Origin of the sequence: Pedobacter steynii, assembly GCF_900103665.1 — a bacterium.
In the GTDB taxonomy this organism is placed as follows: Bacteria; Bacteroidota; Bacteroidia; order Sphingobacteriales; family Sphingobacteriaceae; genus Pedobacter; species Pedobacter steynii.
Genome location: NZ_FNGY01000002.1, coordinates 25,209 through 42,139, shown reverse-complemented (window position 1 = coordinate 42,139; position 16,931 = coordinate 25,209). Strand labels below are relative to the sequence as shown.

Annotated in this window: 17 protein-coding genes and 1 tRNA gene; 5 read left to right on the top strand and 13 right to left on the bottom strand. The window is 40.8% G+C overall.

Annotated features, from left to right (window positions below):
- Positions 1–7 precede the first annotated feature (7 nt).
- Positions 8–472: an RrF2 family transcriptional regulator gene (locus tag BLQ87_RS04510; RefSeq protein WP_074604982.1), complete on the top strand. Its 465-nt coding sequence runs from the start codon at positions 8–10 to the stop codon at positions 470–472.
- A gap of 3 nt (positions 473–475) precedes the next feature.
- On the opposite strand, the gene BLQ87_RS04505 is transcribed toward BLQ87_RS04510, so the two are convergent.
- Genes BLQ87_RS04505 through BLQ87_RS04495 form a run of 3 tightly spaced genes read right to left on the bottom strand, consistent with a single transcriptional unit; the run spans position 476 to position 4,468 of the window.
- A complete protein-coding gene (locus BLQ87_RS04505; protein ID WP_143010346.1) occupies positions 476–1,378 on the bottom strand; it encodes a hypothetical protein in 903 nt (300 codons plus the stop codon).
- Between the two features lie 11 nt (positions 1,379–1,389).
- Positions 1,390–2,586 carry a family 16 glycosylhydrolase gene (locus BLQ87_RS04500; RefSeq protein WP_074604980.1) on the bottom strand — a complete coding sequence of 399 codons (1,197 nt, stop codon included), beginning with the start codon at positions 2,584–2,586 and terminating at the stop codon, positions 1,390–1,392.
- Positions 2,587–2,614: 28 nt separating this feature from the next.
- Positions 2,615–4,468: a glycoside hydrolase family 30 beta sandwich domain-containing protein gene (locus BLQ87_RS04495; RefSeq protein WP_074604979.1), complete on the bottom strand. Its 1,854-nt coding sequence runs from the start codon at positions 4,466–4,468 to the stop codon at positions 2,615–2,617.
- Between the two features lie 328 nt (positions 4,469–4,796).
- Here BLQ87_RS04495 and BLQ87_RS04490 point away from each other — a divergent pair.
- Positions 4,797–4,867, top strand: a tRNA-Cys gene (locus tag BLQ87_RS04490).
- Between the two features lie 146 nt (positions 4,868–5,013).
- On the opposite strand, the gene gloA2 is transcribed toward BLQ87_RS04490, so the two are convergent.
- The 9 genes from gloA2 to BLQ87_RS04445 all read right to left on the bottom strand — a co-directional run bounded on the left by gloA2 (position 5,014) and on the right by BLQ87_RS04445 (position 13,008).
- Positions 5,014–5,397: an SMU1112c/YaeR family gloxylase I-like metalloprotein gene (gloA2, locus tag BLQ87_RS04485; RefSeq protein WP_074604978.1), complete on the bottom strand. Its 384-nt coding sequence runs from the start codon at positions 5,395–5,397 to the stop codon at positions 5,014–5,016.
- Between the two features lie 4 nt (positions 5,398–5,401).
- Positions 5,402–6,424, bottom strand: coding sequence for a WD40/YVTN/BNR-like repeat-containing protein (locus BLQ87_RS04480; RefSeq protein WP_074604977.1), 1,023 nt, complete (start codon positions 6,422–6,424; stop codon positions 5,402–5,404).
- On the bottom strand, positions 6,425–6,856 hold the full coding sequence (locus tag BLQ87_RS04475; RefSeq protein ID WP_074604976.1) for a DUF2147 domain-containing protein: 432 nt from the start codon (positions 6,854–6,856) through the stop codon (positions 6,425–6,427).
- A gap of 64 nt (positions 6,857–6,920) precedes the next feature.
- A complete protein-coding gene (locus BLQ87_RS04470; protein WP_172664850.1) occupies positions 6,921–8,657 on the bottom strand; it encodes a sensor histidine kinase in 1,737 nt (578 codons plus the stop codon).
- Between the two features lie 101 nt (positions 8,658–8,758).
- Positions 8,759–9,526: a LytR/AlgR family response regulator transcription factor gene (locus BLQ87_RS04465; protein WP_074604974.1), complete on the bottom strand. Its 768-nt coding sequence runs from the start codon at positions 9,524–9,526 to the stop codon at positions 8,759–8,761.
- Entirely contained in the window at positions 9,507–10,598 is a 1,092-nt protein-coding gene (locus BLQ87_RS04460; RefSeq protein ID WP_074604973.1) for a sensor histidine kinase, read from the bottom strand. The genes BLQ87_RS04465 and BLQ87_RS04460 overlap by 20 nt, the downstream gene beginning before the upstream one ends.
- 40 nt (positions 10,599–10,638) lie before the next feature.
- Positions 10,639–11,637, bottom strand: a complete 999-nt coding sequence (locus BLQ87_RS04455) for an NAD-dependent epimerase/dehydratase family protein (protein ID WP_074604972.1) — start codon at positions 11,635–11,637, stop codon at positions 10,639–10,641.
- Positions 11,638–12,432, bottom strand: coding sequence for an SDR family NAD(P)-dependent oxidoreductase (locus BLQ87_RS04450; RefSeq protein ID WP_074604971.1), 795 nt, complete (start codon positions 12,430–12,432; stop codon positions 11,638–11,640).
- 9 nt (positions 12,433–12,441) lie between these two features.
- Entirely contained in the window at positions 12,442–13,008 is a 567-nt protein-coding gene (locus BLQ87_RS04445) for a hypothetical protein (RefSeq protein WP_074604970.1), read from the bottom strand.
- Positions 13,009–13,299: 291 nt separating this feature from the next.
- Between BLQ87_RS04445 and BLQ87_RS04440 the strand changes: the two genes are divergently transcribed.
- Positions 13,300–14,703, top strand: coding sequence for an inorganic phosphate transporter (locus BLQ87_RS04440; RefSeq protein WP_074605609.1), 1,404 nt, complete (start codon positions 13,300–13,302; stop codon positions 14,701–14,703).
- Positions 14,704–14,744: 41 nt separating this feature from the next.
- Positions 14,745–15,569, top strand: coding sequence for a universal stress protein (locus tag BLQ87_RS04435; RefSeq protein ID WP_074604969.1), 825 nt, complete (start codon positions 14,745–14,747; stop codon positions 15,567–15,569).
- Positions 15,570–15,585: 16 nt separating this feature from the next.
- Here the strand turns inward: BLQ87_RS04435 and BLQ87_RS04430 are convergent, their stop codons facing one another.
- Entirely contained in the window at positions 15,586–15,792 is a 207-nt protein-coding gene (locus BLQ87_RS04430; RefSeq protein ID WP_074604968.1) for a SymE family type I addiction module toxin, read from the bottom strand.
- Between the two features lie 484 nt (positions 15,793–16,276).
- Here BLQ87_RS04430 and BLQ87_RS04425 point away from each other — a divergent pair, with 484 nt between their 5' ends.
- A complete protein-coding gene (locus tag BLQ87_RS04425) occupies positions 16,277–16,858 on the top strand; it encodes a YceI family protein (protein WP_074604967.1) in 582 nt (193 codons plus the stop codon).
- Positions 16,859–16,931: the final 73 nt, after the last annotated feature.

Below are 16,931 nucleotides of genomic sequence, written 5' to 3'. Positions count from 1 at the left end.
GATACTGATGAAAATTACAGCCCAGGAAGAATATGGATTAAGGGTACTCCTTCGGATTGCCAGGCATGAAAATGGAGAAGGCATCAGTATTCCTGCGCTCAGCGAGGCAGAAGGCCTCTCCACTGCTTATGTGGCCAAGCTAACAAGAATGCTGCGCATGTCCGGATACATCAACAGTACTCCCGGATACAAGGGAGGATATATACTTGCACAACCTGCCGATCAGGTCAACATCAATAAGGTGTTGAAAGTTCTTGGCGGTGCCCTGTTCAATAAAGCCTTTTGCGAAGAATATCCGGGAGCAGTAAAACTTTGCACCAACTCTATCGACTGTTCCGTTCGTTCGTTATGGCAAATGATTCAGCTGACTGTAGATCAGTTACTGGATAAAGTTTCCCTTCAGGACCTCATCAACCCGGAACAGGAATCGAGTTTTTTGCTGGAATCTATCTTAAAACAAAACGCTAAATAAGCTTTATCTAATGCTAAAAATAATACCGGCTCCTATTCCCTTTACTTTCCTTACCGCTCCGTTAAACCGGGATTCCCGTTCCTGCCCATCTGCAAGAAAGAGCCGATCTATTCCTTTTCCCGTTTCCGCATAGCGATACTCTCCCCTTAAATAAGCAGCGCACATGGAATTGATTTTAAAGTTCAGGCGCAATAAAACCTGACTTTCAAAGCCCTTAGCGGTGTGTTTGAAACTTAGGGGATGCTTAAAAGCATCAATCAGGTTCCAATCAGCCAGGCCTGTATAATGAAGTTGCTGATAGCTAAGCCCAGCATTCAAATTAATTCGCTGCAGCCTTGCAACCTCCAGATCAAGACCAACAACCGTTCCGCTCCAATTGGTCTGATAGCGGCTATTCAGTTTCGTGTCCCCTTTTTCTTCTAAATTCTTTAGCGAGAACGACTGCCGGTTCTTTGCATATCCTGCATAAGGCATTATAGCCAACAGTTCATGGAATTTAATCTCGTAGGCCAAAGCGATTGAATAACGGGAAGTATGTCCCTCATTACTCTTTAAAAAAGCGCTGTAAGTAGGCTGAGTCCGATCATCGGCGGCATAATCATGATCTGTGGCAGTCCCGTTTCGGATAAAAGCTTTGTGGTAACTGCCTTTAAAGAAAATATGGGACCAGATGTTTAAATCTACATCCAATCCCATACCTGCCCCCTTCAATTTTGTCCAGATGACTTCAGATAAAACATTAGGATTTTGTCCATTGCTGTTGCCGGCAATTGACCATTGAAAATTTTCTGAGCTGTCATCACCATAAAAAGCAAAAGTCCACCTTTTTCGCTGTTCTTCGGCTAATTGCCCATAGACAGAAAAGCAGCAAAACATCAGAAGCACGTAGATCAGATATCTTTTCATGGTGAGGGCCATTATAAGCTAAAAGCTTCCCATCCGGAGATGGTCGTTCGGTTACAAGTCATTGCGGTGGTACCATTTTCGGAAGAAATATACCGCCCGTTATTCCCCCTTAGCGATATTTTTCCATCAGCATTGACGATCCAATCGAACTTTTCCCAATCACTGATCGTGGTTCTGTTACAGGTGATGGGTGCTGCTCCGTTTTCTGAGGATACATATTTGTTCATGCTCCTTAAGGCAACTTTACCAGCTCCGGCATCTACAACTGTAAATTTTTCCCAGTCTTGTGAAGTTGTACGGTCACACATCATGGGACCTCCTCCATTCAGACCGCTCACAAACAGGTTGTTGATTCCTTTCAGGGAAATGGTCTGACCTATAGGCGCATTAGACGACCCTTCGGTAAGCTGATATACCTTTACATAATCTACAAACATGCTGGCAGGCAGCCTGCTTTCATCAATATTTTGCCCAGGAAGATTCCCGCCTATCGCCAAATTCAGCAAGAGAAAGAAAGGATTATGAAACTCCTCTGTTCCATTAACGTTGTTCTGAATATTGCCCACATGGAATTGGACATTGTCGACAAACCAGGTGATGGAAGCCGGTGTCCAGTCGACCCGATACACATGATAGTCTGTAGGCGTCGTATTGATATTCCCTCCGTAATAGGTATAATCCGTATTGAACCAATGCATGGTTCCCAGTACGGTATTTGAAGTGTTGGTATTTTCCATAATGTCTATTTCACCACATTTGGGCCATGGGGTTGGGCCAATATTAGCACCTAACATCCAGAAAGCAGGCCATTGCCCCTGGCCTTGCGGCAATTTAATCCGGGCCTCGAAACGTCCGTATTTATACTCCCGTTTTCCTTTGCTGATCAATCTGGCAGAAGTATAAGGTAAACCACCAACACTTTGTTTCTTTGCAGTGATGATCAGGTTACCGCCGGAAACGGCAGCATTCTCCGCCTGATAGAATTGTTTTTCATTATTGCCCCATCCACCGCCACCGATTTCAAAGCTCCAGTTATTCGTGTTTACCGCATTTCCGTCGAATTCATCCGACCAGACCTGCTGATAGGTTAAGGCCCTTGGCGCAGTGAGTTGATCATTTTCTGCCCGGGCAGTTTTAAGGTCCTTTTTACAGGACGTCAGCATTTGTGAAACTGCCAGCAGGCAGATCATCAGGTTTACTTTTTTCATTTTTTTAGGGTTTGATGATTAGATTTGGTTAGTTGAGACTAAATGCTTCCCATCCTGAAATTGAGGGTCGGGTACAAGTCATTGCATTTGCCCCGTTTTCCGAAGAAACGTAAAGGCCGTTATTTCCGCGGAGCGATATTTTACCGTCAGCATTCACGATCCAGTCGAATTTTTCCCAGTCTTCCATTGTCGTTCTGCTGCAGGTTAATGGAGCGGCTCCATTTTCTGAGGAAACGTATTTGTTCATACTTCTCAGTGCAATTTTTCCTCCCCCTGCATCGACTATCGTAAATTTCTCCCAATCTCTCGCACTGGGTCTGTTACACCACATCGGAGACGCTCCGTTCTCCCCACTCACAAATTGATTGTTCATTCCTTTAAGTGAAATCACCTGACCTATAGGTGCAGTTCCCGGATTTCCTGAGGTGGTACCGGACCATTTGAAAGTCGCAACAGCTCCCGCAGGAAGGGTGTAACTAAATGACTGGGCACCCCATTTCGCTTTAAAAGTACCACTACCAGATCCGCTGTTGGAAACGATCAGCACCTTTGTTCCATCTGTATTTTTAAAAGCTACATTCTGGAAACTCCCTGCAATATTAGAACTGATCCTTGTTGCTCCGGGCCTGGCAAACTTAGCAGCATGAGCAATGATGTAATAAGACACATTTCTGGATATGTTACTGCCGTTGATGGTTAAAGCTCCTTCGCAGGTGCTGCAACCACCGTTGGTATGTGGACCATAGTTTTGGTCAGCGGCGAGGTTCCATTCCAATACATTGCGGCTCCAGTTCCTGGTTGCGCCGATAATCAGGGTGTTTACATGCCATTGCAGATCACCAGCGAAATTACTAGGGCCTCCCACCCATTGTTCTGTGAAATAGATATTTTTGTTAGGATAGGCGTTATGCACCTCTGTTAAGGCACTGATATTTCCACCATAAAGATGAAAAGCAGAGCCATCCACATAATTTCTTGCTTCCGCATCATTTAAGATGGCAATTGGATAATCCGGACGATCCGCATTATGGTCGTAGGAGATGATTTTTGTACTGATATTATTGGCATTAAACTGCGGTCCGAGGTTGTTCTTGATGAACGCCGCCTGCTCTGAAGCTTGCATGAGCATGCTGGGGTTGTTGTAGGGATTTAAAGGTTCATTTTGAGGGGTAATCGCATCGATGGTAATTCCCTGGGCACGCATCGCGAGAATATATTTAACGAAATACCTGGCATACGCATCGTAATATGCAGTATTCAGGCTTCCTCCAACATAATTTCCATTGGTTTTCATCCACCTTGGGGCGGTCCAGGGGCTTCCAAGAATTTTAATGGAAGGGTTGATGGCAATAATGCTTTTTAATACCGGAACCAGATCTGTCATTTCCGGAGCAATACTGAAGTTGTTGAGGTTGTTGTCGGTTTGTCCTGCAGCCAGCTCGTTATAGGTAAAAGGACTGGCACTGAGATCAGATGCGCCAATTGTAATCCTCAGGTAGCTGATTCCGATATTATTCCCGGAGGTAGCAAACAGCTCCTGCAATAAATTATTTTTCTGTGTGGCTCCAAGACCATTAATGAGAGAAGCACTTGCACCGGTCAGCGTAAATCCAAAACCGTCGATACCCTGATAGCTGGTATTTTCGTCAACGACAATGGTATTGGGATTTGTTCCCGCGTCTGCCGCAAAGGTGACGTTGTTTTGGGATTGCAGTAATTTACTTTTATCTGTCGTTGTCATCCAGATGCTGACAGATTCATTTGCCCGGACAGTTGTTTTTTCGTTCAGATCTAAGTTGGAATTGGACCGGAGGTCCTTTTTACACGAAAACAGGACTGCAGAAAGCATAGCACAGCCTGCTAAAATCAGACTTTTTTTCATAGGGATGAGTATATTTGGTTACTCAAATCTATATCAGCCGAAAAAAAACTGTACATATTGCCGGGCCTACACCGCCACTACAGAAAGGATCAAAACATCAGATTTCAAGATCCAACGGGCCTACTTACCTACTACAAACAAAACACAATAAGCTCACAAACAAATAGTTACAAATACCTAACACGAATTGTAATCTATTAATTACCAAATCTTATCACCTACAAAGGTCTTCCTTCATTTTGGCTTGGTTAAGAAAAGTAAAATAAAGACTACTAATTTAGTATACTTTATATATATTTGCTGCTGTAAACTATAGAATACATTATATAGTCATGTGGCCGAGTGGTTAGGTATGGGTCTGCAAAACCTTCAACGGCGGTTCGAATCCGCCCATGACGTCATCAAAAGCCTGCCTTCCCGGCGGGCTTTAATTTTGGACACAAAAAAACGGGGATACAGCTTCCAGCCACATCCCCGTCATCTAAATTAACGCTCTCATATATATAGACGCCTAAATCCTGGGTTTATTATATCATCGTTAAAAATTATTTTTCATAGAACTCTATGGGTAATTGATCAGGGTCTGCAATAAAAGTAAATCGCTTCCCGGTAAACTCATCAATTCTGATGGGCTCTGACTCCACTGCTTTTTGTTTTAATGTTTCTACTACAAGATCCAGGTCATCAACCTCGAAGGCAAGATGCCTTAAACCGGCAGCTTCAGGCCTCGACACCCGCTCGGGAGGATCTGGAAACGAAAAAAGCTCTATAATATACTCGCCGTTAAGAGCAAGGTCCAATTTATATGATCTTCTTTCCGCTCTGTAAACTTCTCTGATGACCGTAAGGCCTAAAGTATTCGTATAAAAGGTCTTTGAAACGTTATAATCGCTACAAATAATGGCGATATGGTGAACTTTACTTAACATGATCTTATTTTGCAGTGATGACTAACTGATAAATCTGCCCTTTATTTCCAGCAAGCAGGATCAGATCGCCTTTTTTTGATTTCTGAACTACATTCAGGTTCATTCCGGAAATGTTATACCAATATTTCCCTCCATCAGAAGAAACGTCTATCCCGGAAGTTCCTGCAGCAATCAGGGTCTTTTCACTGATATAAGTTACGCCAGAACGATAACCATCTACTGGTTTTCCTGGCTTGGTCCATGTTTTACCACCATTATCTGTCAGTAAAACATTATTTTCGTTCTCCTTATCTTTTAGGTAATTTCCACCAACAACCACTCCTTTATCTTCATCAAAGAAAGCCATAGAAAAGGGTCCGGTACTACTTTCGCCTTGTAAAATCGGACATTCAAAAATCTGCCAGGTAGAGCCAAAATTGCTGGAATAATAGATATTGGAAGCCTTGCCTCCCGTAGCAATCCAGACCTTTCCGTTTCCTTTGGCCTGAATGGTAGATCCGCTGGCAGCAAAAGCAGCTTCACCAACACCCATTTTTGCCTGCAAATTATCGGAAATATCATTCCAGGATAAACCTCCGTCAATCGTCCTTAAAAGCTGCATTTTATGATTAATGGGATCTCCAAAAACGATTCCCCGCTGATCATTCCAGAAATCCATTCCATCTAAAAATATAGCGGTATCCAGATTCTTGTAACTTTCTTTCCAGGTTTTTCCACCATCAATCGTCATTATAATATACGCAGGAGAACCTGCATTCACTGCAATCGCTTTATCCGCATCAAAAGCTTCGATATCTCTAAAATCAAGCTTCTCATAACCTACGGGCTTGATCCAGTCCCAGGTTTTACCTCCGTCTACTGTTTTCCCGATATGACCATTACTTCCACTTACCCATGCCACCTGATCAGAGACAATACTCATTCCTCTTAAACTGGTATTTGTTCCTGAAGTCAATGGAATCAGGTCGTAAGTTTGTGCAAAACTGAATAACGGGAACAATAACAAACAATAAATTAGTCTCTTCATCTATTTCGCTCTTTTCCAGGTGTCAGATCTACCTATCAATGAGATGCCAATATATCCTCTGACATTTAAGTCTCCATTGGCTTTAATGTTCATATTACAGCTATATGTTTTTCCGGTTTTTGGATCATAGATCTTTCCATCAACCCATTTACCATCATCATAAACAAAGTCTTTTAACATTTCAAGGCCCAGAATTGGTCTTGTTTTCAAATTTGCTTCCGGATTTTTCACATCCAGTTTAGCCTGCCCTTTTTCATCTTTAGGCGCTTTCAACCATACAATTTTACCGAAAAACTTATCTCCTTTTTTGGAAATGTCTATGTGCGCTTCACCCGAAGAATTGATCCATTTTCCTAAAATAGCATCGCTTGTTTGGGAAAACCCGGAAAAGGAAATCGCTGTGAAAAGAAGTAATAACGAAATGTATCTCATATGTTATATTTTAAATGTACCTAAAGTTACTAATTACCCGATAGAATAAGAAGCATCGGAAAAATTACTCCGTTTTCTGATAAGGAAGATCAAATTTAAAATGGCATCCTTTTCCCGCTTCACTTTCTACGCTGATATGGCCATTTTGAATGTCTATCAGCTGACGGCAGATATAGAGACCCAAGCCTGTTCCCGGCTTGCCGGCAGAACGATTCGCCTGGTAATACCTCGTAAATAATTTGCCTTGCTGTTCTTTAGGAATGCCTATTCCTGTATCAATGATACTGACCTTTAAGCTTTCGGTATGTTCATCTATGCTATTCAGATCAACTTTAACCACTACGCCACCCTGATCGGTATACTTAACTGCATTATTCAGCAGGTTGATCATAATTTGTTTCAAACGGAAGGGATCTCCTTTCACCATTGCCTCTTCGTTTCCGGTAAATTCCGCAGTCAGCGAGATCTGTTTCCGTTCTGCTGTAAAGCTCATGGCTGCAATGGTATCTTTGATTTCAACGCAAGGCTGAAAAGAAACAATATTCAGCGCTCCTTGTTGTTGATTGTCAATCTTGCTCACATCAAGAATATCATTTACGGTATTGATCAGCATGCTCGATGATAAATTGATCGAATTCAGTTTCTTTTTCTGATCATCTGTAAGTGGCGTCCGGTTCAGTAAATAGATAATTCCTGTAATCGTGGTGAGCGGGTTCCTGATTTCATGGCTCATGATCGCCAGCATTTCAGATTTCTGTTCTGCAAGGGCAACCGCTCTTTCATTTTCCCGGATATAATTATCCTCCGACATTCCCGCTTTACGGATATATACAATCAGCAAAATAATAAAGACCAACACCATCAGCACCGCAATTCCCGTGAAATTATTCATGTCTTTGGTGGCCGATTGATACTGATTCAGCATTTCCGTTCTTGTTTTCTCCCAGTCGTTGAGGTGAATATCTTTCAATTCCTGAACGAGTTGATGAAGCTGAATGACCAGGCTGAGGTTTGCAGAGATGAGCTGCTGATTTGATTTCGCCAGTCGCCCGTTCTCTTCATTTAATTTCCTAAGTAAATTTTCCTGTGAGTTGTTTTGCTTTTTAATCACAGAACGGCTGATGGAATCGCGAATTTGCTTTTCCCGGTTTACCGTAACCACTTTAATGGATTGTGCATTTTCCGGCTTATTCACGATTGCATCCTGTAAACGCTTGAAAAGCCCTTTTTTATTAGGCTGAGGCTTGATCACACGTACCGAGGTATCTGCTTTTCCAGTGCTTCTCTTCACGGTGCTTTTCAATTGATATTTTTCGATGATATCATTTGAAGCTTTTCCGGTAATGCTCTCAATATTGGTAATCCTTAATAAGGAATCAAAATTATGTTTCAATCCAAAAACTTCATTGGAGATCTGCAATTTTTCTTCAAAAGATTTTCCAATTTTTTCCTTGCTTGCGGATAAATTCCTGGTACTGTCCAGGTCGTATTTCTTCAGGATTGCTTCAATCTGAAGAAAGGTGTTATTAAGCTTTGATTTATAATCTTCTAATTTTTCATTCTGTCCGTACAAAATGGCTTGTTGAAAATCACTTTCCGCACCATTCAGGTCCAATAAAATGTTACTGATCTCCTGCGCCTGTGAATGTCCCCTCAATTGCTCACTCAACGTATCTAGTTTTTGGAAGATAGAGTGTCTGAGTAATAAAGAACCTGCAGCAATGAGAAAGGTAAAGATCAGGAATAGTATAAAAAGTTTACGGAGATTCTTTGAAGTTTCACCGGATTTATTGACAAACATAGATTTCATTAAATTTTCCTCCAAAAATATGATGGAGTGCAAATTTATCAATAATTATCATGTATAAAGGAAGAAACGTCAGGAAATCAACAGAATGGCCATCAGGATGATGGCGTTTGTCCTTCCAGCCAGCTCTTAAAACTACTGACTCTTTCTCTGCTAATGACGGCCTCCATATCCATCAAAGGAAACAACTGAATCACCAATCGGCTATTGTAATAGGTCGTAATCTTTTTAATGGCATCGATATGAACAATCAACTGCCTGTTGATCCGAAAAAACAGGTTTTTGTCCAACAATTTCTCGATCTGATCCAAGGAATAATCAAGCGGTGTTTTTTGATTATTCAGCGTAGTTGCCCAGGTCAGCCCATCAGAAAAATGGAGATAAGCAATGTCTTTAGCCTTTACATACACCAGCTGATTGTTAATCTTTCCCATAAACCGGGTATGCTCCCTTTTAAAAAACTCTTCTGCAATTCTGGAGATGTTGATGGCCGGCTCTGGTGGTAATTTAAAATATTCATATTTCTCCAATGCCCTTTTCAGATCCTTCAGATCTATCGGTTTCATCAGATAATCCACACTATAGACCTTAAAGGCCTGAAGGGCAAAGCTATCATAAGCCGTAGTAAATATGATCGGGATCCTGATGTCAACCTGGTCAAACATTTCAAAACAATTGCCATCAGAAAGCTGGATGTCCATAAAGATCAGGTCTGCCTGGCTGGCGGATGCGTTAAACCACTTGATACCTTCTTCAACAGATTCAATAACAGCAATGACCTCTAAAATGGGAACACATTGTTGCAGCAAATGAATCAGCCTTTCCGCATTGTGTTTTTCATCCTCAAATATGATAATCTTCATGAGTGGTTATGATAGGGATTTTGACAATAAACAATGTTTTCGTTTCTATGATTTCAATTCTTTTTTCACCGGTTAATTCATACCGCTTCCCAATATTATCAAGGCCTAATCCTATCGAATTCTGAACCACCGCTCTTTTTCGGAGGTCATTTGTCACGATTAAAAAACTGCCCTCATCTCTGATGCGGATATGAAGCGGATCATTTGCGGAAAAACGATTATGCTTAACCGCATTTTCTACCAGCATCTGCAAGGTTGCCGGAGGAATCAGACCAATATACTTTATATTTTCATTGATCTGAATATCAAACTCTATACTGCTTTGATGCCTGATCCGAATGAGAAAAGAATAGGATTCCAGAAATTCCAGTTCCGTCTGAATAGACACAAGGTTTTCAAATTTCTTATCCAGGATATAGCGATAACTTTTGGCCAGCTGAGTGATGTATTCGGCAGAGAGATCCGGGCTTTTATAAACCAGATTGGTGAGCACGCTTAAGGAATTAAAAAAGAAATGCGGATCGATCTGGCTTTTTAATACATCGTACTTGGCCTGAATATTTTCACGCATCAACCTTTCGGTATTCAACTGTGATTCCTTCCAGTTTTTATAATAGAAAGCGATGCCGTTATACCCCAACAATAAGAGATAGAACATAAAGATCCCAAAATAAAGGTCATAGCTGAGGGAACTGAAACTTTCCCAGGCATCGTATCGATGAAATAAGACGATGTCGAAGAGGGAATAACATAAGCCAAACAAAAAGGAAACGATCAATCCGTAAACCAGTAGTGATAAACACAACAACAATAAACGTCTGGAAACATTTTCTTTTGAGGTATTCCGCTCCATCCATCGGGAAAGTAAAATCGCGCCTTCCCAAACCAGTAATCCAAAGAGCACATACATCAAACTAAATGCTTGTCCCCTGAATAGAAAAGTACTGAAATTATGAGGAAAAGTCAGGTCAAAAGACTTAAAAACCACGCTGAACAGGTATAGGATCAGGATTCTCAGTCCATAAACAAACCATTTACTTTGGAAAACAGATTCCACTTTTGCTGTATTCATCTTTAAAAACAGAACATGATTAATTTATCCATCTCATTGCTTAACAATAATCATTTTCCCGGAACCATTTTAAGGCCTTGTTTATTGCATTTTTTATAGGTGTGTAATTCAGCAACAACTCTCTTTCGGATTTCTTTCCGGAATAGTAATTATATATACACAGCATATAGGCAGCAGAATAGTTCAATTTTCGGGGCACCGGACTAAATATACCAGACAATGTACCTATTATTCCTCCAATTTTTAAAACAAATCCGGGGATCCTGACCAATATTGGTTCCTGACCAGACGCTTTATTCAAGAGCTGAAAAAACTCCTTATAGGATAGGTTTTCCCCAGCCATTAAATAGCAATCCCCAATCTTTCCAATTTCCAATGCGCTCGCAATCCCTGCACATACATCACCGATGTATACAAAGTTCTTACCACCTGGCGGGTAAAAAAAGAAATGCTTATTCATGCCATGGAGGATCAATTTACCAGAACTGGGTTTTGCATCATATGGTCCGATCATAAAAGTCGGATTAATAATGATCGCCGGTAATTTTGACCGCTCTACCTGCTCCAGGACATACTGTTGCGCAATGTATTTACTGCTGATGTATCCGGAATTCACATGATGTAGAGCGAAGGAATTCAATTCAGTCCCTGGTTTATTTTTATTTCCAGAACCAAGGGTATTGGCGGTACTGATGTGAATTAACCTTTCCACCTGATGCGCCAGACAAGCTTTCACGATATTTTTTGTTCCCGTTACATTCACCAGCTCATACGCTTTAAAAGTGACATCCCATTGCGCAGTAACCGATGCCGTATGAACGACAAAATTACAGCCCTCTACCGCCTTCATCACATCTCCTTCATTACTGATATCTCCATAAAAAACCTCCGAAGGAACGTCCGCAATAACCGAAACATCCGCCGAAGGCCGGATCATTAGTTTCAGTTCATATCCTCGCCTATACAAATCCCTAGCAACATTTGACCCTAAAAAACCATTGGCCCCGGTGATTAATACTTTCTTTGTTTTCTGCTGCATCTATCTAATTGCCATTTCTTTTTTCACTGCACCTGATACGATTCTAAGTTTTATTTCTGTGGGAAGGAGACTCATCAAACGATGATTAATGCGATTCCAAAACCCCGGAATAATGACTCCCTTCCCTGCAAGGGCCTGCCTGAGCGCTATGCCTGCAATCTCCTTTGTGCTGAGCAGACCTATTCTCCCTTTCATTCCCTGTTCCACAATTCGGGCAGAAACACCTGAATTGGTCATGATGGGGCCTGGATAAACCACACTCACCGAAACCGCTGTTCCCTGTAACTCTTCTCTTAGCCCTAAAAAAAAGGAAGAAATGAAGGCTTTGGAGGCGGGATATACGGTCTTATACGCTATTGGTGTAAAAGCTGCCATACTGGAGACGTTCAGGATATGGCTTTTCTGCTGTTTCAGGAGATGCGGTAATAATGTTTGGGTAACCAGCACTGTCCCCCGAACATTGAGCTGAATAATTTTATCAATAGATTCCATGGAACTTTCCATAATCGAAACCGTTCCGCCAATCCCTGCGTTATTAATCAGAAAATTGATCTCAAAATTATTCATCAGCTCATTTAGTGTCCTGACCAGCAAATAGCTATCCGTCAGGTCAAATTCGAAGACCTGAACATCAACTTCATACTCCATTATTAATTGGGCTGCAAGTGAAAAGGTATTACTTCCGGGAAGTGCAATCATCATGACATTCATTCCCATCGAAGCACACTGTATAGAAAATTCCCTCCCCAATCCGGAACTGGCACCTGTAATTAGTGTATATGCGTTATTATTCATCACATGAGTTTAAATCCTGACAAACAATCCGGCGATTAAAGGAATCAAATACCCGGTCATGGTTTTGAGTGACATTTCCTCCGATTGCTCCTGTGTATGGTTACTATAACACCTGAAATCCTGTATAAAACGTTTAATTCCTGAGGACTCCATACTTTGACGAATGCGTTCTTTAATCATCCCTGCTTCCTTTTGATCCATATTGGACCGGGCCCTTTTAGCAAGGTGCTCCAGCAGATAAATATTGACTTCATCCAGCTCATTTATCATCAGAAAAGGGGAGAGTTCTCTTAAAACACTACTCAGCACCAGGACTTCCATTGGGGAAGTTTCAAAACTATAGTAATTGACTTCCGCTTTGCCATAGACCGAATTTCTTCCCGGAGTTCCAGCCAACCACGCAGATTCCGTCTTTTGAGAAAAATGAGTAAGCAACAGAAATAAATCTGAATCTTCCAGCTTATAGCCGGCAATCAGTGAGGTTACTTTATATAATGTTTTTTGCAGCTCTGCCAAATCCAGGGCATCACCCATGATCTGCATCTTTGTCTTATTTTCAAAATTACCTGTCAACATAAGCCTTTGTATAAATGGGTTTAACCATGATACAAAACTCAGTATCTGCCGGTCTAAAAGAGACAAATAACTGATGAAGTGTAGAAATTTCAGACTGAACTGTATGAATTTATAATCCTACTGGCTAAGCAATACAAATACACCTGTTGTAAGACAGACAACGATATCATAACAATTACTTAACGCCAAAAACTCTTTAAACCAACGACTTATATAGTTATTTGAATGTAATTTAATTAATCGCATATCTGCAAGATGATCACCGTAAACATTATGCCTGTATTTCTTAATATGACTATTCCATTCTTAGGCACCATTGATTTAAGCATTCCGCTCTTCCTGGTTTTTATCGTCTGTTTACTGGCTGTTGTCGGCTTTGAGTTCGTGAATGGCTTTCATGATACTGCGAATGCGGTAGCAACAGTGATTTATACCAAAGCATTAAAACCTGTCATTGCAATCCCATGGTCTGGTTTTTGGAATTTCCTGGGTGTTTTCAGCGGAGGTATTGCAGTGGCGATGGGTATTTTAAAGCTCGTTCCCCTGGATAGCCTGATGACTCTTCCTATTGCTGTTGGTGCCTGCCTGGTCCTTTCGATTTTACTGGCTTCCATTGCCTGGAACCTGGGCACCTGGTATCTGGGCATTCCCTGCTCCAGTTCACATACCATGATCGGGGCAATGATTGGTGCCGGACTGGCTTTTACCTGGTATTATGGCGGTGCCGGAGTAAATTGGGGCAAAGCAGAAGAAATAGGCCTGTCATTGATACTCTCCCCCCTTGTTGGTTTTGGTTTTGCAGTATTACTCATGTATTTCTTTAAACATGTGATCAAATACAACGCGTTATTTCACATTCCAACTGCTGAGGATGACCGGCCTCCGATACTGATCAGAATTTTACTGATCATCACCTGTACCCTGGTCAGCTTTTTTCATGGAAGCAATGATGGACAAAAAGGAGTTGGCTTATTTATGTTGATTTTAATTGCCTTTGTACCCGCAAAGTTTGCGATCAACCATGCCATTTCAAATGACAAAGTGCTGCATGAATTAAATCAGGCTAAGCAGGTGCTGAAAAATGCCTCGGGAATAACGGCGGCGCAGACAGAAACCTTTCATAAATTAATCGCAGATATCGAAAATACAAAACTACACCTTGCTTTGAAAAATGAGCAGGATAAAGAAAAGACATATCGTTTTAGAAAGGAAGTGGAGAATGTTGTTCATTCTATAAAGCAGATTACTGCTGATAAATCTATTTCTCTCCCGAAAGAAGCGCAAGATACCTTATCTGCATCTTCAATAGGCTTAACTAAGCTGACAGATTTTGCTCCGATCTGGGTGATTGCCATTATATCCGTCTCCCTCGGACTTGGAACCATGATTGGCTGGAAAAGAATCGTCGTGACTATTGGAGAAAAAATTGGAAATGAACATTTAAACTATGCACAGGGTGTTACTTCCGAAATTGTTGCCGCTTCCACCATAGGGCTTAGCACTGGGTTAGGCCTCCCGGTCAGCACAACACATGTATTATCCAGCGGGATTGCAGGTGCCATGGTGGCTTCTGGTGGCAAAGGCAACCTGAACAACAATACGCTAAAAAACATTGGCCTCGCCTGGGTGCTCACCCTTCCGGTATCCATCGCCTTATCTCTTTTGTTATTTATGTTTTTCCATCTATTTATTTAGTCCTATTGGGCTATATTTAATGACCTCTTAACCTGAAAAAAATGAAACAAATACTTGTTGCCACAGATTTTTCAAATAGCGCAGGCAACGCGATGGCCTACGCCATGACGCTTGCCAAAATCCTGAAGATGGAGATTGTTGCCATACATGCCATCCACCCTACTGAGGGGATTAATAACAGCACGTACAATGCCATTTTCATCGAAGATTATTATCAAAATAAGAGGGAAGCTTTAAAAGAATGGGCTGCCGCTTTCAGTAAGGATAAAGCCAATGCCGGAGTAAAAGTAAGCAGTATTTGTGATGTCGGCTTTTTAAAAACAGTAATTGGTAAACACGTAAAAAATAATGCGGTTGAATTACTGGTGATGGGAATTACCGGATCAACAGGAATCAGCGGCATTGTAGGCAGTAATGCCAGTATGATTGTCACCAAGTTAAAAGTCCCGACACTGATTATTCCTCTTGAAAGCATCTTTCCTACTGAGCCATTGATTACACTGGCCACAGACTATGAAACCAGACTATCTCCAAAAGATGTAAATGCACTCAATGAAATGATCAAAGGATTCAATTCCAAAAAAATACAGGTAGTATATGTGGCTGAAAAATCCGATCAGGCTCATATCAAAACAGGAGAACGCAGAATCAGAAAACTGATTGATCAAAAGACGGACATTGATTTCAACTACATTAGCGATAGTAGTGCAAGTCATGGAATTATGGAATTTATCACGGAAAGCCATACAGACATCCTCTGCCTCGTTAAACACCACCACAATATTTTGTATCGCCTATTTACCCGCAGCACCGTTAATCAGGTTATGAATAAGTCCGTGAAAGCAATTCTGGTATTACATGAGTAACCGGAATATATTCCGGTTACTCTACCAACCTGATAATCAACATTTTTTCTTCGGCGGTAACTGTCACGTAATGTGCCGGGGTAAAACCTAAATCATCAAGCCATTTGCCGCTGAGTTTTATCTCCGGAACCGTTTTTTGACTCAATCGGTTCTGCCGGATTTGAGGTTGAATTTTTAAGCTCCTTATTTTTTGTTTTTCCGTATCGTTTTCTTTTGGTTCCATCGCTGTTCTTTATACTTATGAAGTTATAGTCTAATGTAATAAAAATAAAGAACATTATTTAATTTAAAATATAAAAAAAATTCGCCTTGAATTTCCGAAATATCCGTTATTATTGAGTGATGAATCCCGTTCAAATGCGGTTACCTTCAATTCATGCCCGATTAATCTTCTATAGGAGGTTAATAGGTCCTCAATTAATCCAGAGGACCTATTAAAGGCGTTTTTCCGATCAACAGAAGGTCAAGTGGACCTAAGCGCATATGATTCACAATTTCAACGCATTGATCACAAACAAAATTATCGTTTAACTACAGTAAAAAATCTAGTGATCAGGTAGATTATTTTCATTTCTTATCATAGATCAATGATTTAACAATGGTAATTCCTTCAATTTGCATCAAATTATTAAATAAAGTCTGCGCCTGTTTCCATAATTATAAAAACAGCTGAAGGCGATATCCCAACTCAAAAAAATAAAAAGATTATGAAAAAGTTATTCTTATTGGCTGCAGTTTTAAGTACTGCCCTTTTCGCTTTCAAAGCTGTTGCACCTGCTACATGGGAAGCTGACACTGCACATTCAAAATTAGGATTTGTAGTTACCCACTTACTGATCACTGATGTAGAAGGATCTTTCAAAAACTTTCAGTCGACCATCACTGCATCAAAACCTGATTTTTCTGATGCCGTAGTTGAGTTAACTGCAGACGTAAATTCAGTAAATACTGATAACGATAAAAGAGATGAACATTTGAAAGGCGCAGATTTCTTTGATGCAGCGAAATTTCCGAAATTATCGTTCAAAAGTACTTCAGTGAAGAAAGTTTCTGCCAACAAATTCAAAGTAAATGGAAACTTAACCTTTCACGGTGTGACTAAACCCATCACTTTAAATGCGACATTAAGAGGTGTAACCACCAATCCAATGTCTAAAAAAGAAACTGCAGGTTTCAAAGTTACCGGAACAATCAAAAGGGCGGATTTCGGATTCGGAACTAAATATGCAAATGCCATGTTGAGCGACGAAGTAACACTGAATGCAAACACTGAGTTTGTAAAAAAGTAATTTAATCGCGCTCAGATTAAAAGAAACATTTTTTATTTAAAATGGCTTGTGTACTTCATACACGGGCCATTTT